Here is a 23,012-nt window from a genome sequence, read left to right as displayed (position 1 = left end):
GTCAGTGTCCTTCGTTGCCATCGCGCGGATGCTGCTCGTCAGGGTGATGCTGCTCGTAATGCTCCAGCGCGACTTCCGGATTTTCCTTGTCGCCGCTGAACTGCGCGCGGATCACGACGAAGAACATCGGCACCATGAAGATCGCGAGGAACGTCGCGGTCAGCATCCCGCCGATCACGCCCGTGCCGATCGCGTGCTGGCTCGCCGAACCCGCGCCGTTGCTGATCGCAAGCGGCATCACGCCGAGAATGAACGCGAGCGAGGTCATCAGGATGGGGCGCAGGCGCAGCCGCGCCGCTTCCATCGCCGCTTCGATCGGGCCCATCTTTTCCGATATCTGCAACTCGCGCGCAAACTCGACGATCAGAATCGCGTTCTTCGCCGACAAGCCGACTGTCGTCAGCAGGCCGACCTGGAAGAACACGTCGTTTTCGAGCCCGCGCAAGGTCACGGCAAGCAGCGCGCCGATCACGCCGAGCGGCACCACCATGATGACCGAGAACGGAATCGACCAGCTTTCATACAGCGCCGCAAGACACAGGAACACGACGAGAATCGAGATGCCATACAGAATCGGCGCCTGCGAACCCGACTGGATTTCCTGATACGACAAGCCCGTCCATTCGAAGCCAATGCCTGCGGGCAGCTTCGCGGCGAGCGCTTCCATCGCAGCCATTGCCTGGCCGGTGGATTTGCCGGGCGCCGCCGCCCCCTGGATTTCGACCGACGAGATACCGTTGTAGCGCTCCAGTTTCGGCGAGCCGTACGTCCAGTTGCCGGTGGCGAACGCGGAGAACGGCACCATCCCGCCCGACGCGTTGCGCACGTACCAGTCGCTCAGGTTTTCCGGCGTCATGCGGAACGGCGCGTCGCCCTGCAGATACACCTTCTTGATCCGGCTATCGGTGTCGAGGAAGTTGTTCACATACGCCGATGCCCACGCGATCGAGAACGTCTGATCGATGGATGCCGCCGTGACGCCGAGCGCCAGCGCCTTCTCGCGATCGATGTTCACCTTGAACTGCGGCGTATCGTTCAGGCCGTTCGGACGCACCTGCGCGAGCGACGGGTCCTTCGCGGCCATGCCGAGCAACTGGTTACGCGCGTTCATCAGCGCATCGTGGCCCACGCCCGCACGGTCCTGCAGCTCGAAGTCGAAGCCCGCTGCCGTGCCGAGTTCGGGAATCGACGGCGGATTGACCGGGAACACCACCGCGTTCTTGTAGCCGGAGAAGCGCCCGAACAGCCGGCCGACGAGCGCCTGCACCTTCTGGTCGCCCTTCTGGCGCTGCGCGTAGTCCTTCATCCGCACGAACACGAGACCCGCGTTCTGACCGCGGCCCGCGAAGCTGAAGCCGTTGACCGTGAACGTCGATTCGACGATCGCCTTTTCGTCGTTCAGCAGATAGTCGGACACGTCCTTCAGCGCGCGCGCCGTGGTTTCCTGCGTGGAGCCGGCCGGCGTCTGCACGAGCACGAACATCGTGCCCTGGTCTTCATCCGGCAGGAACGACTTCGGCAGCTTCACGAACAACAGGCCCACCGCGACGATCACGACCAGGTAGATCAGCAGCCACCGTCCCGAACGCTTGATGACGTGATACACGCCCGAGTGATACTTGTCGCGGCTCTTGTCGAAGGTGCGGTTGAACCAGCCGAAGAAGCCCTTCTTCTGTTCGTGATGGCCCTGCGGAATCGGCTTCAGGATCGTCGCGCACAGCGCCGGCGTCAGGATCAACGCGGTCAGCACGGAGAGCACCATCGCGGAGACGATCGTCAGCGAGAACTGTCGATAGATCGCCCCGACCGAGCCGCCCGACAACGCCACCGGCACGAACACCGCCGACAGCACGAGCGCCACGCCCACCAGCGCGCCGGTGATCTGGCCCATCGCCTTGCGGGTCGCCTCGCGTGGTGACAAGCCCTCTTCCGCCATCACCCGCTCGACGTTTTCCACCACCACGATCGCATCGTCAACCAAGAGGCCGATCGCGAGCACGAGACCGAACATCGATAACGTGTTGATCGAGAAGCCGACCGCCGCCATGATCGCGAACGTGCCGAGCAGAACCACCGGCACCGCGATGGTCGGGATCAGCGTCGCGCGCAGGTTCTGCAGGAACAGATACATCACGAGGAACACCAGCACGATGCCTTCGATCAGCGTCTTGACCACGTCCTCGATCGACAGGCGCACGAACGGCGTCGTGTCGTACGGGTACTTCACGACGAGCCCGTGCGGGAAGTACTTCGACAGCTCGTCGATCTTCTGGCGCACGGCCTTTGCGGTCGCGAGCGCGTTCGCGCCGGTCGCGAGCTGAATACCGAAGCCCGCCGCGGGCTGGCCGCTGTACTTCGTGTCGAAGTTGTAGTTCTCGCCGCCGAGCTCGATGCGCGCCACGTCCTTCAGGCGCACTTGCGAGCCGTCCTGATTGACCTTCAGCAGCACGTTGCCGAACTGCTCGGGCGTGGACAGCAGCGTCGCTTCGGTGATGGTCGCCTGCAGCATCTGCCCCGGCACCGACGGCGTGCCGCCGAGCGAGCCGCCCGCGACCTGCACGTTCTGCGCCTGCAGCGCGGTCTGCACGTCGACCGGCGTGAGGCCAAAGTTGGTCAGCTTGTTGGCGTCGAGCCAGATGCGCATCGCGTATTGCGAGCCGAACAGCGTGACCGTGCCGACGCCGTCGAGACGGCTGACCGGATCCTGAATGTGCGACGCCACGTAGTTCGCGAGGTCGTACTTCGACATGCTGCCGTCTTCGGACACGAACGCGAGCACGAGCAGGAAGCTGTTGCTCGACTTCGTGACCTTGGTGCCGAGCTGCTGCACGACTTGCGGAAGAAGCGGCGTCGCGAGCTGCAGCTTGTTCTGCACCTGCACCTGCGCGATGTCCGGGTTCGTGCCCGGCGCGAACGTCAGCGTGATGGTCGCGGTGCCGGAGTCATCCGACGTGGACGACAGATACAGCAGGTGGTCGAGACCGCTCATCTGCTGCTCGATCACCTGCGTCACGGTGTTTTCGACCGTTTTCGCCGATGCGCCCGGATACGTCGCGCTGATCTGCACGCCCGGCGGCGCGATGGTCGGATACTGCGCGACCGGCAACGTGAAGATGGCCGCGATACCGGCGAGCATCAGAACGATGGCGATCACCCACGCGAAAATCGGGCGATCGATAAAGAACTTTGCCATGAGGCGGGCTCCTGGTTTTACGCGCCCGAGGCAGCAGATGCGGGTTGAGCGGACGACGCGGACTGCGCGGCTTGCGCATCGCTCGCCTGGGAGGCGCCCCCGGCCGCTGCCGGCAGTTGCGCGGGCACTGCCTTGACGTCCGCACCCGGCTTGACCTTGTCGACGCCTTGCACGATCACGCGGTCACCCGGCTTAAGGCCGCTTTCGACGACCCAGTTCTGGCCGTAGGTGCCGGACGTGACGAGCTGGCGCAGCGCGACCTTGTTGTCGTCGCCGACGACGAGCGCGGTCGGCGTGCCCTTCTGATCGTGCGTGATGCCGATCTGCGGCACGACGAGCGCGCTCGGATTCACGCCCTCTTCGATGCGCGCGCGCACGAACATGCCCGGCAGCAGCACGCGGTCCTTGTTCTGGAAGATCGCGCGAACGGTGACGGAGCCGGTGGTCTGATCGACGGTGACGTCGGTGAACTGCAGCTTGCCCTTCTCCGAATAGACGCGGCCGTCTTCCAGCACGAGCGACACCTTCGCGGCATTCGGGCCGCTCGTCGTGAGACGGCCTTCCTGAATCTGGCGACGCAGCTTGAGGCCATCGAGACTCGACTGCGTGAGATCGACGTAAGTGGGATCGAGCTGCTGAACGGTAGCCATCAGCGTGGCCTGGCTCGCCTGCACGTAGGCGCCCGGCGTGACCTGCGAAATGCCGACCTGACCCGTGACCGGCGAGACGACATCGGTATAGCCGAGGTTGATCTGCGCGGTATCGACGGCAGCCTTGCCCGCTGCCACATCGGCTGCGGCCTGGCCTTGCGAGGCGACGGCGTTGTCGTAGTCCTGCTTGCTGACGGCGTTCGCCGCGACGAGCACCTTGTAGCGATTCGCCTGCGCGGTCGTCGATGCGAGATTGGCCTGCGCCTTCGCCAGCGACGCCTTCGCGTTGTTCAACTGGGCGATGTACGGCGCCGGATCGATCTTGTAGAGCCGCTGCCCCGCCTTGACGATGCTGCCTTCGGTGAATTCACGGCGCAGCACGACGCCGTCAACGCGCGCCCGCACCTGCGCGACGAGATACGCGCTCGTGCGGCCCGGCAGTTCGGTCGTGACCGGCACGGCGGTCGGCTGGACCGTCACGACGCCGACTTCGGGCGTCTGCGGCGGCGGGGCCGATTGTTTCTGTCCGCACGCCGCCAGAAGCATGGCAGCCGTTGCGGCACTGACGAGGTGATAGGGAACCCTTTCGAAGCGCATGGAGCGACCTCTGTTCATAACTGGTAGCGAAAAAAAACGCGTGCCTCTCAAAAATGAGAGGCAACTCGTCGCCTGAATGCCGACGCGCGCATCTGTGATGCCGGCAGCGCACGACTTGGACGCGGCCGCTGGCGCTGCTGACGAATCTGACCATCGGTGGACGAAATATGACCAAAAAGCCTTGAAACGGTCTTGACGTCGTGTGGGGTGGTATTATAAATACATTCACGAATGAATGTAAAAATCTGCTACAGCGCAGATTACTGGCGTAACAAACATCCGCCGCGTCGGGCCTGTAACGCTCAAACGCTCCCCGTCAATCCCCTTTCGCACTACCCGCCGACGCGCCCGGCTCGCGGCAGTTGTCATCACGAACATGGTCAGACGAACCAAGGAAGAAGCGCAGGAGACGCGCAACCGCATTCTGGACGCCGCCGAACGCGTTTTTTATGAAAAAGGCGTTTCGCGGACGTCGCTTGCGGACATTGCGCAGGCGGCGGGCGTCACGCGCGGCGCGATCTACTGGCACTTCACGAACAAGGGCGACCTCTTCAACGCGATGTTCGACCGCAGCCTGCTGCCGCTCGACGAGCTCGTCGAAGCGACGCTCGACGGCAAGGAGCCGGACCCGCTCGCGCATATCCGCGAGATTTTCGTCTGGTGCATGCGCAACATCACCGCTGACGAACAGCGCCGCCGCGTGTTCGACATCCTGTTTCTGAAGTGCGAATTCGTCGAAGAGATGGGGCCGGTGCGCGAGCGTCACCAGAACAACATGCGCGACGGGATGGAGCGGATCGAGCGGGCGCTGCGCAACGCCATCGACAAGCAGCAATTGCCGGCGGCGCTCGACACGCGGCGTGCCACCACGCTGCTTCACGCACTGTTCACTGGCATCCTGCATGACTCGCTGATGCTGCCGGAAGCCGTCGATCCGGCGCAGGATTCCGAAGCGCTGATCGACGCGTGCTTCGACGCGTTGCGCTCGAGTCCTGCCTTACTGATGCCGGCGAGCGTCTGAATCAACGCGCGACGGAACGCGCCCGCTGATTCGATGCGTAGATGTTGTCGCGTGCCGGCGGCTCGCCGTTCGCGAGCGCAGCGATCCATTCGTCGGTAGTCAGCACGGCGGCGAACCGCGACTGCATCACGACCGTGAACACGCGATGAATCTCTTCCGCGCTTGCCCGGCCCGCGCGGTTTTCATACGGCACGGCGCCGGTCGCATCGACGAGAAACTCCACCGACAGGCCAGCGTGGACGGCATGACGCACGGTGGAATCGTCGCAATTGTGGGTCATGTAACCGGCGATCACGATGGTGTCGATTTCGCGCGCCGCGAGCCAGCCGGCGAGGTCCGTGCCCGCGAAGGCGCTCGGCAGCGACTTTTCGACGTAGTGCGCGCGCGGACGATCTGCGACGGATTCGTGAAGTTCCGCCATCGCAGAACCGCGCGCGAAGATCGGCGCGGTGGACGGCGCGAAATTCTGCACCACGACAATGGGGATGCCGTGGGTATCGGCGGCGTCCATCGCGCGACCGATGTTGGCAAGCGATACCTGCACGTCGGGATATTCGATCGGCAGATTGCCGGTGACGTATTCGTTCTGCACGTCGATGACGATGAGCGCGCGGCGGGGCATGGCGGGTCCTCGATGGGTTGGAACCGGAGACTGTAACGCCGGAGCCGCGTTACTGCAGCGCCGCCCGCCGCGCAAAAAACACCAGTGCCGCGATCCCGATCAGCATCGCTACCCAGGCCCAGCCCGGCAATCCGAACGGGTGCGTATCGTGCCGGTGCTCCCGGTCATGCGCGCCGAACGCGTGCGTCCCGAGCCGATGCCGCAGCACGCCGCTCGCGGCGGCATCGCCGGATGCGAGATGCATCGCGCGCGCCGTCGAGCCCCCGCGACGCGAGAACGCCGCCGACATGCCGCCCGGCCGCAAGAACACGTGACGGCGCGTGCGCTCGCGTGCCGCGCGCATCGACGGCAAGCCGTGCTTGGCGCGCACGACTTCGCAGAATTCGGCGAAGAAATCGTCGGCCCCTTCGCGCAGCGCGTTCTCGATCTGACGCGGCGGCAAGCCGGCGAGCGGGCCCGTGACCGTCGCCCAGACGGTGTATTCGATCCACGTGGCGCTTGCGTCGTCCTCCGCATTCAGTGCGACCGCAATCTGCCCGCGCAATGAACCCACGCCCTCCCCGCGCGCCTTGAAACTGAGCGTGCGGGCGTAGCCATCCTGCTGCGCGTCGCCGTGCTCCCGCGACGGCGGCTCCATGCCGCCGCCCTGCCGCGTGCGCCCCGCAGGATGCGCGCGCACCTCGTAGCGCGCCCGCAGCGCGCCGAGCGGCACGACGAGCGTCAGCGCGTACTCACCGGCCGGCGTGCGCGCAAACGACTCGCAGTTTTCCAGGCTCGCCCGCAACAATGCGAGGTCGCCGAGCGCATCCCGGACATGCGCCGGGTCGAGCGGCACGCGCAACGCTTCCGTGACTTCCATCCGGGCCTCCGGGACGAGAAACGCCTGACGCTGGCTTTCGATCGCGTTCGATCGGTTCCGCCTGTTTTGGCACGCCGGCCAGCGCGCGTCTGTGCGGCGGCTCGCTAAGAAGTCTCGTCGATGCGATCCACCCGCGACGGATAAAACGCCAGATACCCCTTGATGCCCGCCACGGCGTCGAACGGGCTTTCGTAGCTCCAGACGGCGTTCTCGATCGGACCGTCTTCGGTCAGCAGATGGTAGTAGGTGGCATCGCCCTTGAACGGGCAGTGCGACGTGTGAACCGAGCGTTCGAGCCGCGCCATGTTCACGTCGGCGCGCGGAAAATAGTGAACGTTCTCGTGCCCCGTTTCGCTCAGCGTGAGGGATGCGTGGGTATCGGCGTACGTGACGCCCTGGTGGATGACGCGGCAGCGCCGGGCGTTCGGCAAAATCTCGATGCGGTGCGCCGCGTGCCCGTCGTTCAGGTCCGTGCTCATCGTGCTGTCCTCCGCGCTGCGGTTCAGAGAAGCGCGAGGCGCGACCGCGCGCCCCGTCACAAGCCACAAAAAAGCCACGAGCTAACCGGAGTCGACTCGTGACTTGATTATGAGACAAACTCCCGTCGCGGGGGAGTGGCAGTCCTGATACGCGGCTCACCGCGTCATTGGATGTTCCAGTGGAACGCCGCCTTTGCCTTGCCCGGACCGGCCACGCTGACGGATTGCTTCTTCTCCTGGTCCTTGTACTTCGCGTAGACCGTGTAGTTGCCCGCCGGCAGTTTGACGAGCATGTAAGGACCCATCGATTCCGTGTTCAGGACTTCGCCGCCCTTCCCGCCGACGATTCGCACGTGCACGCCCGACAGATAATCCGCGGTCGGCCCGGTGAAGCGCAGCGATAGCGCCCAGTGCGCCTGTTCGCGCAACAATGCGCGCGATTCGTCGAGACCGACGCCGCCCGACGTGTAGGACACATCGCCCTGTTGCTCGATCTGCGGCAGGCCGCCGCCGTTGCTGTTGCCCGCGCTGCCCGTGTCGGCCGTGCCGGCGCTTGCAGCATTCACGCCGCTCGCCGCTTGCGCCCACGCGCCGCTCGCGAGACCCGCGGCGAGCGCCGTCGCCAGCAGCGTCGCTGCCAGCTTTCCCGTTTTGCTCGTCATCGTCATCGTTGTTGGCTCCTTGTCCGATGCCGCCGTGCGCCGGAGCGCCAGCGACGTCACGCCCGATGCGCCAGGTCAGCGCGATAGGGCACCGCAACGCAAAAAGCACGCTGCGTGCCCGCCGCAGCCGCAGCGATCAACCCAGATCCACGGGCACGAAGATCTGCGCATCGTCACGCTGGATCAAGAGCGCGAGGCTGTCGCCCGCGTGCGAAACCATCGCCTTCAATTGCTGCACGCTGGTGACGGGCTGGCCGTTGACGGCCAGGATCACGTCGCCCGCCTGAATGCCCGCGCTCGCTGCCGCGCCGTTCGCCTGTTGCACGACGAGCCCGCGCGACAGCGATCCCTCCTGCTTCTCCTCCGGCGTGAGCGGCCGCACCGCGACACCGAGCCGCGCATCCTGCGATGCGCCGCCGCTGCCGTCGCCGTTCGCATCGGCGCTGGCGGTCTTCGCATCCTTGAGGGCGCCGATCTTCACGTCGATATCCTTCGTGGTCTTGTCGCGCCACACTTGCACCTTCGCCGAACTGCCCGGCGACAGTCCCGCGACCTGCGACGGCAGCGACGTCGAATCCGTCACCGGCACCCCGTTCAGCGCGACGATCACATCGCCCGGCTGAAGACCGGCCTTCGCCGCCGGTCCGCCCGGCTCGACCGAACTCACGAGCGCGCCCTGCGGCGCCTTCATGCCGAACGAATTGGCGAGTGTCTTGTTCATCGCCTGCACGGTCACGCCCAAACGCCCGCGGTCCACGTGTCCGGTCTTGATGAGCGCGTCCTTGACCTTGATCGCCTCATTGATCGGGATGGCGAACGAAAGACCCTGAAAGCCGCCGGTCTGCGAATAGATCATCGAGTTGATGCCGATGACCTCGCCCTGCAGGTTGAAGAGCGGCCCGCCCGAATTGCCCGGATTCACCGGCACGTCGGTCTGAATGAACGGCGTGTAATTCTCGTTCGGCAACGCGCGCGATTTCGCGCTGATGATGCCCGACGTCACCGTGTTGTCGAAACCATAAGGCGAGCCGATCGCCACGACCCACTGGCCGACCTTGCTGCCGTTCGGGTCGCCGATCTTCACGGTCGGCAGACTCTTCGCGTCGATCTTCAGCACCGCGACATCGGATTGCTTGTCGGCCCCGACGACCTTCGCGCGGAACTCGCGCTTGTCCGTCAGCTTGACCGTGACGACGTTCGCGTTATCGACGACGTGCGCGTTCGTGAGGATGTAGCCGTCGCTACTTACGATGAAGCCCGAGCCGAGCCCTTCGCTCGGACGATCCGCGCCGGGGCCGCCCTGGCCACCGCCGAATCCGGGCATGCCGCCGAAGCGCCTGAAGAACTGATAGAACGGATCGTCGGGGTCCATCGGCAACTGATTAGCGCCGTTGCGGCGCGCGGACGCCTGCTTCACCACGTGCTTCGCGCTGATGTTGACGACGGCCGGGCCGTAAGTTTCGACGAGGCCCGAGAAATCGGGGATGCCGGTCTTGGCGGCGGCTTCGGCCGGCATCATCGCGGCCTGCGCGGGCGCGATGACCTGCGGCGCGGGAACGTTGTTATGGCCGGCGACATAACCTGCCGACAACGCAACGGCGACTGCGGCGGCGACGGCGCTACGGGTGACAATCTTCGCTTTCATCGTGTGCTCCAGATAACAGGTGCGCTTGGGTAGAGCGGACTCTACGGATGACGGAAGATTAAGGGGTGTCGCTTAAATCTTTCTTAAAGCCGTGCAACGTCGATAGTGAAAGAAAACCGAAGCAAGCCCAAGAAAGCGAAAGGGCGGCTGCCCTTTCGGATAGCCGCCCTTCGATGGCGTTGTGGACTGACCGGTGCGTTCAGAACTCGTAGCCGACCTGACCGCGCACGCCCGTGTCGCCGTGCGGTGTCACCGATGCCGCCGCGTTCACCAGCCAGCGATTGTTCTCCGAGCGATACGTGCCGCCCAGACCGATCGCCGTATAACCCTTGTAGTTCGCGACGCCCGCTGCGACCACCGTCCTGCCCGGCTGATTCGGCGTGAGGTTGGGCATCGCCATCGCGGCAGCGACGCCCGCGAACGCTTCGCGCGCAACCGCGTTCACATTGTTCTGCAGTGCGTTCAACTGATTCATGTTGACCGCGTCCGTGCCCCGCACGCCGGCTGCGACGTTGGTCACGCGACGCTCGTTACCCGCCGATCCCACCGATACCGTGTTGTCCTCGGATGCGACCGAACGGTCGCCGAGCGCGACGGAGTTCGCCGCCGTGGCCTGCGCGCCGTTACCGATGGCCGTCGCGTTGGCACCGGTTGCAGATGCGGGCGCATCGTTGGCCTGCGAAGCGAGAACCGGCGTTCCGCCGATGGAAATGTTCTGCACGCGCTGGTTCAGCGCATCGACCTGGACGTTGGTCTGATAAAGCTGCGAGCCGTTGACCGCATCGGTGCTGTCGGCGCTGAGCGCGCCTGCCGCGACGCCTGTGACCTGACGCGCGCCGCTTGTGCCGGTGACGTCGACGACCGTGCCGTCCGTGTCCTTGCCAACGGTGATGGCGCGCGTCGTCGGGTCCTGCCGGACGAGGTTGACGGCGCCGCTCAGCGCGTTGATGGCGGCGGTGTTGTCCGCCACCTGCAGGTTGGTTGCGTAAAGCTGTGCGCCGTTGACCGCTTCGGTGCTGCTCGCCGAGAGTTCGCCGGGCGCGAGCCCCTGGATCTTGCTGCCGTTCATGTCCATGAGCTGATGCATCTGGATGCTCGTACCTGCACCGATGTCAACGGTGCCGTCGCTCAACTTTACCCACTCCGACGGGTTCGCACTACTGTCGCCCGCAAGCTGCACGAAGTCCGGCGTAGCTGTAGTGCAACCATTGGAGTTGTAACCCATCATGGTGCCCGCACTGCCGTAGGCGGTAAATGTAGCACTGCTGCACACGGTCACCCATCCCGCGTCAGCGAACGCGGCCGTGCTTCCGATCGACATCGCGCAAACGGCGACGATAACCTTTGCTCGGCTCGCGCATATCGCTTTCATAATTCTGCGGCCGGAAATGCCGTACCTGCAGCTCGTAATCTTCATTGCACCGCCTCCTCAGGTTAACAAACGAGCGATGAAGCGTACTGAGTGACGTGTACCGGGCGAAAGCAGAGTTTTCCTAAATGACTTGGCGATACGCGGTCCTTTTCAGCCTTTCAAAAAAAACTAGAAGACAAACCTCAATCAATATCTGATATTCGCGGCCATTTAGCAGGATTAACTGGCGAAGCACGGCGTCTTCTATTAGTTCGACGCGTTCTCAAAGCCGGACGACGACTTTCAGGCCTCCACCCGCCGACTCCGCCAGATCGACGCTCGCCCGGTGCTGGTCCGCGATGCGCCTGACGATCGCAAGCCCCAGTCCGCTTCCCGCGACATCCGTCCGCGCACGGTTCGCGCTTTCCCCCACGCGATAGAAGCGGTCGAACACACGCTCGCGTTCATCGGCTGGAATGCCCGGCCCCGTATCGGCGATCTCCACGACGGGCCGCCCGTCGCGCAGCGTCAGGCAGACATCCACACGTCCGCCCCTCGGCGTGTACTTGGTCGCGTTGTCGATCAGGTTGTTGAACATCACGCGCAGCGAATCCGGATCGCCGATGACCGTCGCCGGCTCGCTCGCCTCGATGCCCAGGTCAACGCCGCGCTCCTCGGCGACCAGCACGTATGCGCGCACGCAGTCGTCGAGCAGCGCGCGCAGATCGACGGCCTTCGCGACCGCCTTGCCATCCGGCTCCGATCGCGCCAGCGCGAGCAGTTGCTCCACGAGCCGCGTCGCCCGCGCGATGCCTTCATTGAGATCCGAGAGCGCCTCGCGGCGGGTCGGTTCGTCATCCGCGCGCGCGACGAGCTGCGCCTGGATCTTCACGGCGGCGAGCGGTGTGCGCAGCTCGTGCGCGGCATCGGCGACGAAGGCTTTCTGCGTATCGAGCGCCGCCGACAGCCGCGACAACAGCGCGTTCAGTGCCCGCACGAGCGGCCGCACTTCCTGCGGCAGGCGTTGATCGGAGAGCGGATCGAGCGCCTCGGGGTGACGCGTGTCGAGCGCACGCGTCACGCGCTGCAGCGGCGCAAGCCCTTTGCCGACGATCACCCAGATGGCGAGGCCGAGCAGCGGCAAGAGCAGCACGAGCGGCCACAGCGTGCGCCACGCGACGCCCGCCGCGACGCGATTGCGGATCGACAGCGGCTGCGCGAGCTGCACGACGTTATCGCCGACGATCGCGCTGTACACGCGCCATTCGCCGCGCGCGGTCATTTCGGTGGAGAAGCCGAGTTCGGCATGCGGCGCGAGCGGCACACGCGGATGCGAGTAGTACATCAGCACGCCGTTGCGGTTCCATATCTGGATGACGACGCCTTCATCGCTTTCGCTGCGCGACGTCAGCACCGACGAGAACGGCTCGGACGGCAGCGCCGCCGCGATTTGCTGAAGCTGGTAATCGAACAGCTCGTTGGCTTCGGCGAGCGCCTGCCGGTAGGTCAGCCATCCGGCAAACCCGACGCCGACGATCACGAGTGCGAGCAGCCAGATCAGCAGTTGGCGGCGGATCGACCGCATCAGGCGTCCTTCGCGACCATGTAGCCGAGACCGCGCACGTTGCGGATGAGATCGGCGCCGAGCTTCTTTCGCAGCGAATGGATATAGACCTCGACGGTGTTGCTGCCGATCTCCTCGCCCCAGCCGTAGATTTTCTCTTCGAGCTGACTCTTCGATAACACCGCGCCGGGCCGCGCCATCAGCGCTTCGAGCAACGCGAACTCACGCGCCGACAACGCGACCGGCGCGCCCGCGAGCGTCACCTGATGCCCGACCGGATCGAGCGTCAGGGTGCCGTGCCGCACGAGCGATTCGCCGCGTCCCGCGTGACGGCGGATCAGCGCGCGCATGCGGGCGCCGAGTTCGTCGAGATCGAAAGGCTTGACCAGATAATCGTCGGCGCCGGCGTCGAGGCCTTTCACGCGATCCGCGATCGCATCGCGCGCGGTGACGATCAGCACCGGCAGCGGATTCGCCCGGGCGCGCAGCGTCTTCAGCACGTCGAGGCCGTCGCGCTTCGGCAGGCCGAGATCGAGCAGCATCAGGTCGTAGGCTTCGCCGGCGACGGCCGTGAGCGCCGCCTCGCCGTCCTGCACCCAATCGACCGCGAAGCCGTCCGCGCGCAGTGCCTTGCGCACGCCCTCGGCGATCATCCGGTCATCTTCGACTAGCAGGATACGCATGTCATCGTCTTCGGTTGGGGATGCGGTGATTTTATCCGCGCGGCCGCACGGCAGGCTTAAGCGTGACTTAACCGCCGTCCTGCGCGCCGGCACGTCCGTACGAATTCCGCAAGCCGGCTTGTCTACAATAGCCGCTTCGCCCGGGCCGGCCTTCGACTCTGGCGCCGCCGCCCCGACTTTCCTTCAAGAACGCAAGCCCCGTATGCTGTTTTTTTCTCCGATTCCCGGTTCCGTTTCCGCGCGTCTGTCAACGTTCGCACTCGCCACGGCGCTCGCCTGCGCCGCGCTCTCCCATTCACCCGATGCAGCGGCGCGCGGCGGCACGAAGTCGGAATCGCAGAAGCATGCGCCGGAGCGCGCGGCGATCGGCGGCGCGAAGGCGAAGAGCGTGAAGAAAGCCGCACGAGCCGAGAAGGCCGCGCGCGTCGCGGCGCCGGCCGGGCCGCTGCCCGCATCGGTGATGGGCGCACTTGCCCGGGCGCACGTGCCGCTCTCGTCGATGAGCGTGGTCGTGCAGCGCATCGGCGCGGCGACGCCGCTCGTCGCGATCAACGCGGACCGGCCGATGCTCCCCGCATCGACGATGAAACTCGTCACGACGTACTCGGCGCTGTCGATGCTCGGTCCGGACTATCGCTGGAAGACGACTGCCTACGCGGACGGCGACGTCGATGCGCAAGGCATCCTCCACGGCAATCTGTACATTCAGGGCACCGGCGACCCGAAGCTCGTGCCGGAAGAACTGATCGACCTCGTCGGCCAGATCCGCCAGAGCGGCATTGCCGGCATCGACGGCGCGCTCGTGCTCGACAAGCGCTATTTCGACGCCTCCACGCGCGATCTCCCCGCCTTCGACAACGACGACGCCGCGCCCTACAACGTCGGCCCCGATCCGCTGCTTTATGCGTTCAAGTCGCTTTCGTTCACGCTGACGCCGAATCCGGACGGGCAAGTCTCCATCGACGTCCTGCCGCAACTCGCGCAACTGCAGATCGACAACGAACTGCGCGTCACGCGTGGCGCATGCGCGGGCACGCTGCCGGCGGCATCGCCGAGCGTGGCCCAGACGCAGGGCGGCTTCGTGCAGGCATCGTTCATCGGCGACTATCCGCTGCGCTGCGGATCGCGCACGATCAACGTCGCCGCGCTCGATCATTCGACGTTCTTCGCGGGCGGCTTCCTCGCGTTGTGGAAGCAGGCGGGCGGCACGTTCCAGGGCGCGACGCGCGAGGGCCCGACGCCTTCGAACGCGCGGCTCGTCGGCACGCATCGCAGTCCGGTGCTGTCGGACATCGTTCGCGACATCAACAAGTACAGCAACAACGTGATGGCGCGCAACCTGTTCCTGACCGTCGGCGCGGCGCAAGGCAAGCCGCCCGCCACGACGGCGAAATCGGCGCAGGCCATCCAGACGTTCCTGCGCCGCAGCGCCCTGCCGATGAACGGCCTTTCGCTCGACAACGGCTCGGGACTATCGCGCGACGAAACCATCGCGGCCTCCTCGCTCGCGGATCTCTTGCTGGCGGCGAACGCGAGTCCCGTCGCGCAAGTGTTCGTCGAATCGTTGCCGATCGCGGGCGTCGACGGGACGATGCGCAACCGGCTCTCGAACGCGGGCGCGGGCGGCAACGCGCACATCAAGACCGGCACCTTGCGCGACGTGCGCGCGATTGCGGGCTATGTTGGCGCGGCGGACGGGCAGAGCTATGTGGTCGTGAGTTTCATCAACGATCCGCGCGCGGAAGCGGCCCGCGCCGCCCACGACGCGCTGCTCGAATGGGTCTACGAAGGCCCGGGCAAGGCGGCGGGCGAGTAAGGCCTGCGATGAGCATCGGCGCGGGTGAATCGGCTATCGAGTGAAACCCGCGTCGTCGGTTTGTTTGCGGCCGGCGACCGAAGGATTGTTCTACAAAGTCACGCGCGATGAGGCGCGCGCGGCGTGTACGCTTGAAGGCGCGGCGGGGCGAGAAGAACCGAACGAAAGGCATCGCTCGACATGCGCCCTGCTTGCGGCACAATCGATGCAGCAGCACGAGCGGCGCATGCAAGCGCCGCGAGACAAGTACAAAACCGAAGAACGGAGACGAGGTCCATGAAGAAGCATCGCTCGACGCGCGCCGCCCTGGCGCGTTACGCCCGCACCGCCATCGCGGGCGCGGCATTCGCCCTGCTCGCCGCATGCGGCGGCGGTTCAGACGACAACAATTCGACGCCCGCCGGCGGGATCAAGCTGCAGGTCGTATCGTTCGGCGACAGCCTGTCCGATGCCGGCACGTACGCGCCGGTCGCGGCGGCCAACTTTGGCGGCGGACGCTTCACGACGAACCCTGGCCAGGTGTGGGTGCAGGACGTCGCGCAGTATTACGGCGACACGCTGACCCCGGCGATGACCGGCGGCTTCGGCACGCCGCCCACTGCACAGGCCGGCTTCGGGTACGCACAGGGCGGCTCGCGCGTGTCGAATCCGATCGGCATCGGCCACCGCGGCACGGACCCGGCAAATTACGCGGGCGCGCTGACGGTGCCGGTCTCGACCCAGGTGACGAACTATCTGAGCTCGCATGGCAGCTTCAACGCGGGGCAGCTGGTGATCGTCAATGGCGGCGCGAACGACATCCTGTATAACCTGACGGCCGTGCAGGCGGGCCAGATGACGCCGGCGCAGGCGACGGCGGCGATCGGGCAGGCGGCGATCGATCTGGCGGGCATCGTCGGCAAGATCGTGCAAAGCGGCGCGACGCATGTGCTGGTGTCGAACGTGCCGGATATCGGCACGACGCCACAGGGCATGATGAGCACGCCGACGACGCGGGCGCTGCTGTCTCAGGCATCGCTCGGCTTCAATCAGGCGCTCGCGGCCGCGCTGACGCAGACGGGGCTGATGTCGAAGGTGATTTTCCTGGATATCGTCGGGCCGCTTGCGAATATCACGGCGAATTACCAGCAGTATGGTTTCGCGGTGTCGAATACAGGCACGGGCTGCAATCTGCAGGCGATGGCCGCAGCCGCGAAGGCATACGGCGAGCCGAATCCGAGCGATTTTGCGACGTCGCTGTTCTGCTCGCCGCAGACGCGCACGACGGCGGACGCGGACCAGACGTATATGTACGCGGATACGGTCCATCCGACGACGCATCTGCATGCGCTTTATGCGCAGACGGCGGAGCAGAAGATTGCTGCGGCGGGGTTGGGGAAGTAGGGGTTCTTGCGGGTCGATGATGTGATGAAAGCCGCTCGAGTGAAACGTCGAGCGGCTTTTTTTTGGCTTTCGCGATGCCTTGGGTTTGTGAGAGACCGGCTGCAAGGAATCCATCAGTTCAACGGCACGAGCCAGAGCCGCAGGGTCTATTTCCGCGCACGCGGAGGGACCCTTGAAGCGTCGCGTCCATCCGTGGTCTGGCTCTTCTGCACGGATCACGCGCCAACGCTGGCGGCAAAGCTCCGCGAACGCTTGAACGCCGTGCAGCCGGACGGCCAGGAGGTGCTATTGCGCTATTGGGACCCGCGCGTACTGCATGAGCTGGCTACGTCGCTCAGGAAGACGGCACGCGCCGATTTCTTCGGCGCGGCGCTCAAATGGCTTTAGCTGTTCGACGGCGAACGTTTTTATATCAAGTCGAATGGATAAGTTCGAGTCCACATCTGACCTAGAGAACCCATTGCGTTCTGCCCGAGCCGAGGCGGAACGGCTAGGCTTTTACCGAGGAAAAGCACCTCGTCGCCTTCCTTTTTATGGAGAGTGTGGAACCGGGTTTTTATAAGAGACCCGTTATCGCGGAGCAATTGCGAGAACCGGGGTTGTCGCCGCAGAAGCGCATTGAGGTGGATGACCAAAGCGCCCGAACCGCCATATCGCGGTCGCAATGGCTTTCTTCGGCGTCGATCCAAAAGTGAGTAACCCCCAATCAACATAACATGTATAAGTTTTCTGAAGATGAGTGGAAGGCGCTGGTACGTCTGACGATCGGAATTTCGTTCTGACGGTGAAGCAGGATATCGTTGATTATTCCCGAACCTTGCGGACGACTCAACTTTACTGGACCGGCTCAATGCCGCATTTGATCGAACGATGGAACTCGGCTTCGAGGACGATAAGAAGAACGTAGAATTTCTGTGGACGGAAGCCAACTACCCGAGCTTCTAAGACGAGTCTCCGGTCAAGCTGTGGCTGACGAAGCCGGGGAAGCCGGAGCTTTACAATAATTCACCTCCAATCTCTCGAGTTCCGCCGTTGCATCGGTTAGCTTCCTATCTCTCTAACACCACACGAGCGACACGATGAATGAGAGGGTCAACTTGTATGCGACCGCTGGATCAAGAACAGAACGTGGTGGCGTCGTAAGTAAGGCAACGGGCAGTGTCACAATTGATGAACATTGCCTGGCATTGGTGGGCGATGTCGTCACCTACCCTGACGGCAGCGAAGCAGTAATCACCGATGGCGCTGGCTTCCGGTTGACGAACGGAGTCGTGCCGTATGCCTTGGAGGGAAGCGGACTCAGTAACGGGGATCGCGTTGTCGAACCCTTACAGCGTAAGTTCGGCGTCGCCGTCACTGAACGGACGCAAATCGAAGGTCTTTTCGACCCCGCCTACGTCGTTCCACCGCCCGCCCCTTCCTACCGCTTGGCAGTAGCGAAGTCGACTACTGCGCGCGGTGGTGTACTTCGCAGAACATCCGGTTGGTGGGAAGTTGATACTTTGGGGCGGGCTGCCGCTGTCGGGGATGCCGTCTCATATGCTGATGGGAGTATCGCGACCATCATAAGCGGCTTGCACGTGACGAACGGTATAGGTGTTTCCGCTTCCCTTGCTTTCGTGGGAAGTCGCTTGAACAACGGCGACGTTATCTCGGACAGTCCAGAGAGGCGCGGCCTGGCAAGCGCTGCGGTGTCCAGCGTCGTAGTGGAAGATTGCGAAGGGAGCGTGACATGCTAAGGCGTCCTTTTCTCGGCAAAGGTGATCGCGGCGGTAGCGCGACAATTATCGAAGGACTTGACTCGGTAACATGTTCGAATCCGCCGCCACTGGTTCACATCGCCACGCTCGGTATGAAAACCTATTGCACTGCCTGCAAAAGCGAGGGGGTTATTGCGCCAAGTGGTCCACGTCACCCGGGAACGGGACCGAATGGCGAAGGATGGGCGCTCAGCGGCGACATCAACCTATGCGGTTGTAGTCCCGCACCAGTGTTTCGCGCCGAGCGAAACATGGCCCAGATTTTCACGGGATATGAAGCAGGCCGGCACGAGGGACATGGCGTAAGTAGCGCTGTCGTTCCCGACTCTGGTAACCATTGGATTTTGTTCTCGTTGCGTGAATCCGGAAGCGTTGGGGGGTTGCGGTGTGTGGCCTATTTCGCTGACGGTTCTAAGCAGCGTGGAACCTTCAGCATTAACAACACAGTTCGCTTCGAAAGGAATGAGAACGGAAGCAACTGTTCGCATATCGAGTTCCACTTCACAGAAAACGCAAATTCGTTGGATTCGGTTACGGAACTGCTGCTTACATCCATCACGGGGTAATGATGTCCGAAGTTCAAGCTAGTCCGTCCATCTTTCATGAAGGGCCGTTCGAAACGAAACAAGAGCACGTGCTAACGAGCGACCTCTTCGGAGACGCACGCGACGCTCTAGAGGCAACGATGCTTAAATTTTCGGCGGACGCAATCAGTGATGAGAGGGTCCGTGCTCGATATGCCGAAGGGATCAGGCGTGTGAGCCAGCTTGTTCAGTCCGAGGTCGACTCAGGAAAGATGACTGCTTACGAGGGCGCTGTATATTGCAATCAGCTCCGAAACCAAATTCTTGTAGAGACTCGGAAGGTTACGTCCTCGTGGAACAGAGCACGTGCCGAGAAGAAAAAACCTTTCGGACCGACCATAGAGGAGTCGGTCAACAAGTATTCAAATCGACTATACGGAAAGCCGTTTTCTGCTCTAACTAGCGCGGAGAAAGAAGCAGCTTCATACGCAGTAATTGCTTCCGCAGGAAGGAACGATACGTCGGTGACTGCTGGCACCACGATCATGAGGGATACCGCCAAAGGTACGATCCTTTTGACAGCCGGGCTTGCCGCTTACGCAATTCTTAGAGCGGACGATAAGGTGACAGAAGTAGCGCGGCAAGGAACAGTCATCGGGGGTGGGGTACTGGGCGGCTATGTAACCGGCATGTCAACTGCCGCTCTGTGCGGCACGGGCGCTCCTCTATGCGCTCTCGCAATTGCGATCCTTGGAACGATCAGCGGATCGGTAGTGACTGAATACGCGTTTGACCAGTACGAGATAGCGGTTAAGGAGCTTCAGAAATGGGGAATTCAATAAGCGAAATCGATCGAAAATTTATCCGGTCGTCTTTGGCCGACACATTTGCAGGCATCGACTTGTCGACAGAGGCCATCTCGGTGCTTCGGAAATACCCGATTCGCGAGATTCGGCAGATATTTTTTCGCGAGGTAGCTGTAGCCTTCGCCTTCAACCTTACGATCACGACGCCAGAGCTAGGTGGCTTCGACCCGCGCTTTGTCGAGGACGAGTTGCGGCGACTTCAGGACGAAAGAGCTACATCTGGTTTAGCGAAGCTGAAGTTCGAGCTGGCCGCTTTCGCCTCTCGCATCTCTTCATATGGTTTATGGCGACAGATTGAAGAGTGTTTGAGTAGCTCAACAAGGTAACGACTATGTTCAGTCGGATTGGCATGCACCCCCCATTTGAGGCAACCCGTCGCGATCAAATCTCACTAAACAACGGTGAAAAAGCCCCCTCACGAGGCGGGGCAAATGGGCGACGCAGATTCCCGGTTCAGCGCAGTAGGGCTACACCGGCTGGGCAGTTTGAAAGGAATGTCAGCACAACTGAATACGTTAAGTCTGATTCAACAAGTTAATTTCCTGCATTAGTGCAAGACCGATTCCATCGTATCCAGAGGGTCAGCGAAGGGTGCGGCCAGCTTTCGAAGTCGCTTATCGATGACGAAGGTATCGATGATGATCTCGACAACGGCCTGTCGATCGTGCGCGATGGAGTGAACTTTGGCGGGATCTCCGCGCATGCGGAGGAACCGCGACCTCGCCCAGGCCATCGAGCGCGGGGTCGGGTCTATCTCCGCCCACGCGGAGGAACCCCACGCGCCGGCATAGACGAAGGCGCGCAGCGAGGTCTATCCTCGCCCACGCGGAGGAACCCGCCGCAACGTATCGCACGAAAGCCTGCAGCTGGGTCTATCTCCGCCCACGCGGAGTAACCTGAAGGGGCGGCAGGCGCGCGATTTCCGCGTAAGGTCTATCTCCGCCCACGCGGAGTAACCCGGGTGTCGTCGTCTTTTGCGCGCTGAATATTGGGTCTATCTCCGCCCACGCAAAGGAACCTCTAGCCGCTAACCCACTGTCCCACAACGAGAATCCCAAAAACCCATCATCAACCGCCAGCCGAATCCTCCCCCTCAAACGCCGCCGCCGCCCTCCCCAACCGGTCATTCACCGCGATCCACTCGATCGACTCCGGCAGCTTCTCCACGAAGATGCGCTCGACATCCGCCCGATCCAGCGCCCGCAGCAGTCCATACAACGCACGGGCATAGCTCTGCGGATCTTCCGGCGCGGCGATGAAATGCACATGCGGCGCGCGCGCCCACGCACCCGCGCTCGATGCCCGCGCGACCAGCGCGATCTTCCGCCCATCCGCCGATTCGAACCCCCCCAGCATCGGCTCGATCGCGGCAAACGGCAGCAAGGCCAGCGGCGTCCGCGGCGCGTAATGCGCCTTCAGCGTGCCCGATGCACGCGGGGCCGTCGCATCGCTGCCATCGGGCAGACGCGGCGCTTCGCCGATCACATCGGCGATCGCCTGCGGACTCACGTGCCCTGGCCGCAGCAACGCCGGGAAGCCACGCGACAAATCCAGAATCGTCGATTCGATACCCACGTCCGCCGCGCCGCCGTCGAGTACGTGCACCGCGCCGCCGAACTCGTCGCGGACATGCTGCGCAGTCGTCGGACTGACATGCCCGAACCGGTTCGCCGATGGCCCCGCGACACCGCCCTGCCTGCCCGAACCATGCCGCCGCGCGTGAAACGCCGACAGCAGGCTCTGCGCAACCGGATGCGAAGGACAGCGGATGCCGACCGAATCCTGCCCGCCGCTCACCGCCGCCGGAATATGCGATGCGCGCTTCAGAATGAGCGTCAGCGGCCCCGGCCAGAACGCATCGATGAGCTTCTGCGCATCGGCGGGCAGCTCGCGCACCCAGTAACCCGGATCGGCCTCCGGCGCGAGATGCACGATCACCGGATGATTCGCCGGCCGCCCCTTCGCCGCATAAATTCGCGCGATGGCCTCGGGATTCTCTGCATCGCCGCCGAGACCATAGACCGTCTCGGTCGGGAACGCGACGAGTTCGCCCGCATCGAGCAGGGCCGCGGCCTCGCCGATCTGCGCGGCGCTCGGATAAATGATGGTCATTGCTTGCTGCTACAGAACTCAGTCCAGCGGAATATGCAGCATCCGCGCACAGTCGCGCGCCGCCGTGCGGGCTTCTTCCAGCGTCGCCGCCGTGAAATTGATGTGCCCCATCTTGCGGCCCGGACGCGCTTCCTCCTTGCCGTACAGATGCAGCCGCGCCGCCGGCATCGCCGCGACATCGATCCACGCAGGCGCGCGCGCCTTGTCCTTCTGCTCGCCGTCGAACCAGATATCGCCGAGCAGATTCAGCATTGCAGCCGGCGAATGCTGGCGCGTGTCGCCGAGCGGCATGCCGGTCATCGTGCGGACTTGCTGCTCGAACTGGCTGGTGGCGCAGGCATCGACCGTATAGTGGCCGGAATTGTGCGGACGCGGCGCCATTTCATTGGCGATCAGCGAGCCATCCTCCAGCACGAAGAATTCGACGCACAGCACGCCCACATAGCCGAGCTTCGCCGCAATGGTCAGCGCCGCGTCCTGCGCCTGCGCGACGAGCGCAGCCGACGCATCCGGCGCAGGTACGACCGTCTTGGCGAGAATGCCGTTGACGTGGGTGTTCTGCGCGAGCGGGAACACGGCCGACTTGCCGTCGCCGCCACGCGCGATCAGCACCGACACTTCGTACTTCAGCGGCATGCGCTTCTCCAGCACGCACGGCACGCCTGACAGCGACGCATACGCGGTGCGCACTTCCTGCACGTTGCGCACGCTGACCTGGCCCTTGCCGTCGTACCCCAGCCGCGCGGTCTTGAGGATGCCCGGCAGCACGGCGGCGATGTCGTCGTCGGCGAGGGCGTCGAGCGCCTCCGACGATTCGATCACCACATGCGGCGCGACGGGCACGCCCGCCTGCGCGATGAAGCGCTTCTCCGCGACGCGGTCCTGCGCAATCGCCACGCAGCTCGCCGCCGGACTGACGAACGTGCAGCTCGCGAGCATGTCGAGACTCGCCGCCGGCACGTTCTCGAATTCCGTCAACACCGCCGCGCACAGGCGGCCGAGTTCGGTCAGCGCGGTCGTGTCGTCGTAGGCGGCGCGGATATGGCGATCCGCGACGGCGCCCGCCGGGCTCGTCTCGTCGGGATCGAGCACGGCGACGCGATAGCCCATCGATTGCGCCGCGAAGCAGAACATGCGGCCGAGCTGGCCGCCGCCGACCATGCCGAGCCACGCGCCCGGCAGAATCGGGGAGATTGGGGAAGATTGTGGATTCATCGTAGGGCTA

At 63.9% G+C, this 23,012-nt stretch carries 19 protein-coding genes; 7 read left to right on the top strand and 12 right to left on the bottom strand.

Going from position 1 to position 23,012, the window contains the following annotated elements; translation table 11 throughout:
• Position 1 precedes the first annotated feature (1 nt).
• A complete protein-coding gene (locus tag P9255_RS22075; protein ID WP_309763212.1) occupies positions 2 to 3,193 on the bottom strand; it encodes an efflux RND transporter permease subunit in 3,192 nt (1,063 codons plus the stop codon).
• A gap of 17 nt (positions 3,194 to 3,210) precedes the next feature.
• Positions 3,211 to 4,440 (bottom strand): efflux RND transporter periplasmic adaptor subunit, encoded by a 1,230-nt coding sequence (locus P9255_RS22070; protein ID WP_309763213.1) that lies wholly within the window; start codon positions 4,438 to 4,440, stop codon positions 3,211 to 3,213.
• Between the two features lie 376 nt (positions 4,441 to 4,816).
• Here P9255_RS22070 and P9255_RS22065 point away from each other — a divergent pair, with 376 nt between their 5' ends.
• A complete protein-coding gene (locus tag P9255_RS22065; RefSeq protein WP_309763214.1) occupies positions 4,817 to 5,461 on the top strand; it encodes a TetR family transcriptional regulator in 645 nt (214 codons plus the stop codon).
• 1 nt (position 5,462) lies between these two features.
• Here P9255_RS22065 and P9255_RS22060 read toward each other — a convergent pair whose 3' ends face one another.
• The 8 genes from P9255_RS22060 to P9255_RS22025 all read right to left on the bottom strand — a co-directional run bounded on the left by P9255_RS22060 (position 5,463) and on the right by P9255_RS22025 (position 13,326).
• On the bottom strand, positions 5,463 to 6,083 hold the full coding sequence (locus tag P9255_RS22060) for a cysteine hydrolase family protein (RefSeq protein ID WP_309763215.1): 621 nt from the start codon (positions 6,081 to 6,083) through the stop codon (positions 5,463 to 5,465).
• Between the two features lie 49 nt (positions 6,084 to 6,132).
• Complete coding sequence (locus P9255_RS22055; protein ID WP_309790438.1) at positions 6,133 to 6,942, bottom strand: SRPBCC domain-containing protein; 810 nt, start codon at positions 6,940 to 6,942, stop codon at positions 6,133 to 6,135.
• Between the two features lie 104 nt (positions 6,943 to 7,046).
• Positions 7,047 to 7,421, bottom strand: a complete 375-nt coding sequence (locus P9255_RS22050) for a DUF427 domain-containing protein (protein ID WP_309763217.1) — start codon at positions 7,419 to 7,421, stop codon at positions 7,047 to 7,049.
• 164 nt (positions 7,422 to 7,585) lie between these two features.
• Positions 7,586 to 8,083: a carboxypeptidase regulatory-like domain-containing protein gene (locus P9255_RS22045; RefSeq protein ID WP_309765339.1), complete on the bottom strand. Its 498-nt coding sequence runs from the start codon at positions 8,081 to 8,083 to the stop codon at positions 7,586 to 7,588.
• A 136-nt stretch (positions 8,084 to 8,219) separates the two neighbouring features.
• Positions 8,220 to 9,728, bottom strand: a complete 1,509-nt coding sequence (locus P9255_RS22040) for a DegQ family serine endoprotease (protein ID WP_309763218.1) — start codon at positions 9,726 to 9,728, stop codon at positions 8,220 to 8,222.
• 199 nt (positions 9,729 to 9,927) lie between these two features.
• Positions 9,928 to 10,860, bottom strand: coding sequence for a YadA-like family protein (locus tag P9255_RS22035; RefSeq protein WP_309790437.1), 933 nt, complete (start codon positions 10,858 to 10,860; stop codon positions 9,928 to 9,930).
• Positions 10,861 to 11,362: 502 nt separating this feature from the next.
• Positions 11,363 to 12,664: an ATP-binding protein gene (locus P9255_RS22030; RefSeq protein WP_309790436.1), complete on the bottom strand. Its 1,302-nt coding sequence runs from the start codon at positions 12,662 to 12,664 to the stop codon at positions 11,363 to 11,365.
• Positions 12,664 to 13,326 carry a response regulator gene (locus tag P9255_RS22025; protein WP_309763221.1) on the bottom strand — a complete coding sequence of 221 codons (663 nt, stop codon included), beginning with the start codon at positions 13,324 to 13,326 and terminating at the stop codon, positions 12,664 to 12,666. Before P9255_RS22025 ends, P9255_RS22030 begins: the two co-directional genes overlap by 1 nt.
• A gap of 202 nt (positions 13,327 to 13,528) precedes the next feature.
• On the opposite strand from P9255_RS22025, the gene dacB reads away from it, so the two are divergent.
• The 6 genes from dacB to P9255_RS21995 all read left to right on the top strand — a co-directional run bounded on the left by dacB (position 13,529) and on the right by P9255_RS21995 (position 20,001).
• Positions 13,529 to 15,142: a D-alanyl-D-alanine carboxypeptidase/D-alanyl-D-alanine-endopeptidase gene (gene dacB / locus P9255_RS22020; protein WP_309763222.1), complete on the top strand. Its 1,614-nt coding sequence runs from the start codon at positions 13,529 to 13,531 to the stop codon at positions 15,140 to 15,142.
• Between the two features lie 276 nt (positions 15,143 to 15,418).
• Positions 15,419 to 16,525 (top strand): SGNH/GDSL hydrolase family protein, encoded by a 1,107-nt coding sequence (locus P9255_RS22015; RefSeq protein ID WP_309790435.1) that lies wholly within the window; start codon positions 15,419 to 15,421, stop codon positions 16,523 to 16,525.
• Positions 16,526 to 16,549: 24 nt separating this feature from the next.
• Entirely contained in the window at positions 16,550 to 16,912 is a 363-nt protein-coding gene (locus P9255_RS22010; RefSeq protein ID WP_309763224.1) for a DUF4123 domain-containing protein, read from the top strand.
• Positions 16,913 to 17,604: 692 nt separating this feature from the next.
• The gene (locus P9255_RS22005) at positions 17,605 to 18,264 is read left to right on the top strand and encodes a PAAR domain-containing protein (RefSeq protein ID WP_309763225.1); all 660 of its coding nucleotides are present in this window, start codon (positions 17,605 to 17,607) and stop codon (positions 18,262 to 18,264) included.
• A 655-nt stretch (positions 18,265 to 18,919) separates the two neighbouring features.
• Complete coding sequence (locus tag P9255_RS22000) at positions 18,920 to 19,651, top strand: hypothetical protein (RefSeq protein WP_309763226.1); 732 nt, start codon at positions 18,920 to 18,922, stop codon at positions 19,649 to 19,651.
• A complete protein-coding gene (locus P9255_RS21995) occupies positions 19,636 to 20,001 on the top strand; it encodes a hypothetical protein (RefSeq protein WP_309763227.1) in 366 nt (121 codons plus the stop codon). The genes P9255_RS22000 and P9255_RS21995 overlap by 16 nt, the downstream gene beginning before the upstream one ends.
• Positions 20,002 to 20,743: 742 nt before the next feature.
• On the opposite strand, the gene P9255_RS21990 is transcribed toward P9255_RS21995, so the two are convergent.
• Positions 20,744 to 21,787 (bottom strand): L-threonylcarbamoyladenylate synthase, encoded by a 1,044-nt coding sequence (locus P9255_RS21990; protein ID WP_309763228.1) that lies wholly within the window; start codon positions 21,785 to 21,787, stop codon positions 20,744 to 20,746.
• Between the two features lie 18 nt (positions 21,788 to 21,805).
• Positions 21,806 to 23,002: a 5-(carboxyamino)imidazole ribonucleotide synthase gene (locus tag P9255_RS21985; protein WP_309790434.1), complete on the bottom strand. Its 1,197-nt coding sequence runs from the start codon at positions 23,000 to 23,002 to the stop codon at positions 21,806 to 21,808.
• Between the last annotated feature and the right edge of the window lie 10 nt (positions 23,003 to 23,012).

The sequence above is a fragment of the Caballeronia sp. LZ019 genome (assembly GCF_031450825.1).
In the GTDB taxonomy this organism is placed as follows: domain Bacteria; phylum Pseudomonadota; class Gammaproteobacteria; order Burkholderiales; family Burkholderiaceae; genus Caballeronia.
The sequence above is the reverse complement of the archived record's forward strand: the minus strand, read 5'-3'. Positions and strand labels throughout refer to the sequence as shown.

Coding starts and splice junctions, on each gene's coding strand:
- P9255_RS21985 (WP_309790434.1), bottom strand. CDS start 23,002: ATGAATCCACAATCTTCCCCAATCTCCCCGATTCTGCCGGGCGCGTGG.
- P9255_RS22010 (WP_309763224.1), top strand. CDS start 16,550: ATGAAAGCCGCTCGAGTGAAACGTCGAGCGGCTTTTTTTTGGCTTTCG.
- P9255_RS22060 (WP_309763215.1), bottom strand. CDS start 6,083: ATGCCCCGCCGCGCGCTCATCGTCATCGACGTGCAGAACGAATACGTC.
- P9255_RS22070 (WP_309763213.1), bottom strand. CDS start 4,440: ATGCGCTTCGAAAGGGTTCCCTATCACCTCGTCAGTGCCGCAACGGCT.
- P9255_RS22025 (WP_309763221.1), bottom strand. CDS start 13,326: ATGCGTATCCTGCTAGTCGAAGATGACCGGATGATCGCCGAGGGCGTG.
- P9255_RS21995 (WP_309763227.1), top strand. CDS start 19,636: ATGGGGAATTCAATAAGCGAAATCGATCGAAAATTTATCCGGTCGTCT.
- P9255_RS22045 (WP_309765339.1), bottom strand. CDS start 8,083: ATGACGAGCAAAACGGGAAAGCTGGCAGCGACGCTGCTGGCGACGGCG.
- P9255_RS22065 (WP_309763214.1), top strand. CDS start 4,817: ATGGTCAGACGAACCAAGGAAGAAGCGCAGGAGACGCGCAACCGCATT.
- dacB (WP_309763222.1), top strand. CDS start 13,529: ATGCTGTTTTTTTCTCCGATTCCCGGTTCCGTTTCCGCGCGTCTGTCA.
- P9255_RS22040 (WP_309763218.1), bottom strand. CDS start 9,728: ATGAAAGCGAAGATTGTCACCCGTAGCGCCGTCGCCGCCGCAGTCGCC.
- P9255_RS22005 (WP_309763225.1), top strand. CDS start 17,605: ATGAATGAGAGGGTCAACTTGTATGCGACCGCTGGATCAAGAACAGAA.
- P9255_RS22050 (WP_309763217.1), bottom strand. CDS start 7,421: ATGAGCACGGACCTGAACGACGGGCACGCGGCGCACCGCATCGAGATT.
- P9255_RS22030 (WP_309790436.1), bottom strand. CDS start 12,664: ATGCGGTCGATCCGCCGCCAACTGCTGATCTGGCTGCTCGCACTCGTG.
- P9255_RS22075 (WP_309763212.1), bottom strand. CDS start 3,193: ATGGCAAAGTTCTTTATCGATCGCCCGATTTTCGCGTGGGTGATCGCC.
- P9255_RS21990 (WP_309763228.1), bottom strand. CDS start 21,787: ATGACCATCATTTATCCGAGCGCCGCGCAGATCGGCGAGGCCGCGGCC.
- P9255_RS22015 (WP_309790435.1), top strand. CDS start 15,419: ATGAAGAAGCATCGCTCGACGCGCGCCGCCCTGGCGCGTTACGCCCGC.
- P9255_RS22055 (WP_309790438.1), bottom strand. CDS start 6,942: ATGGAAGTCACGGAAGCGTTGCGCGTGCCGCTCGACCCGGCGCATGTC.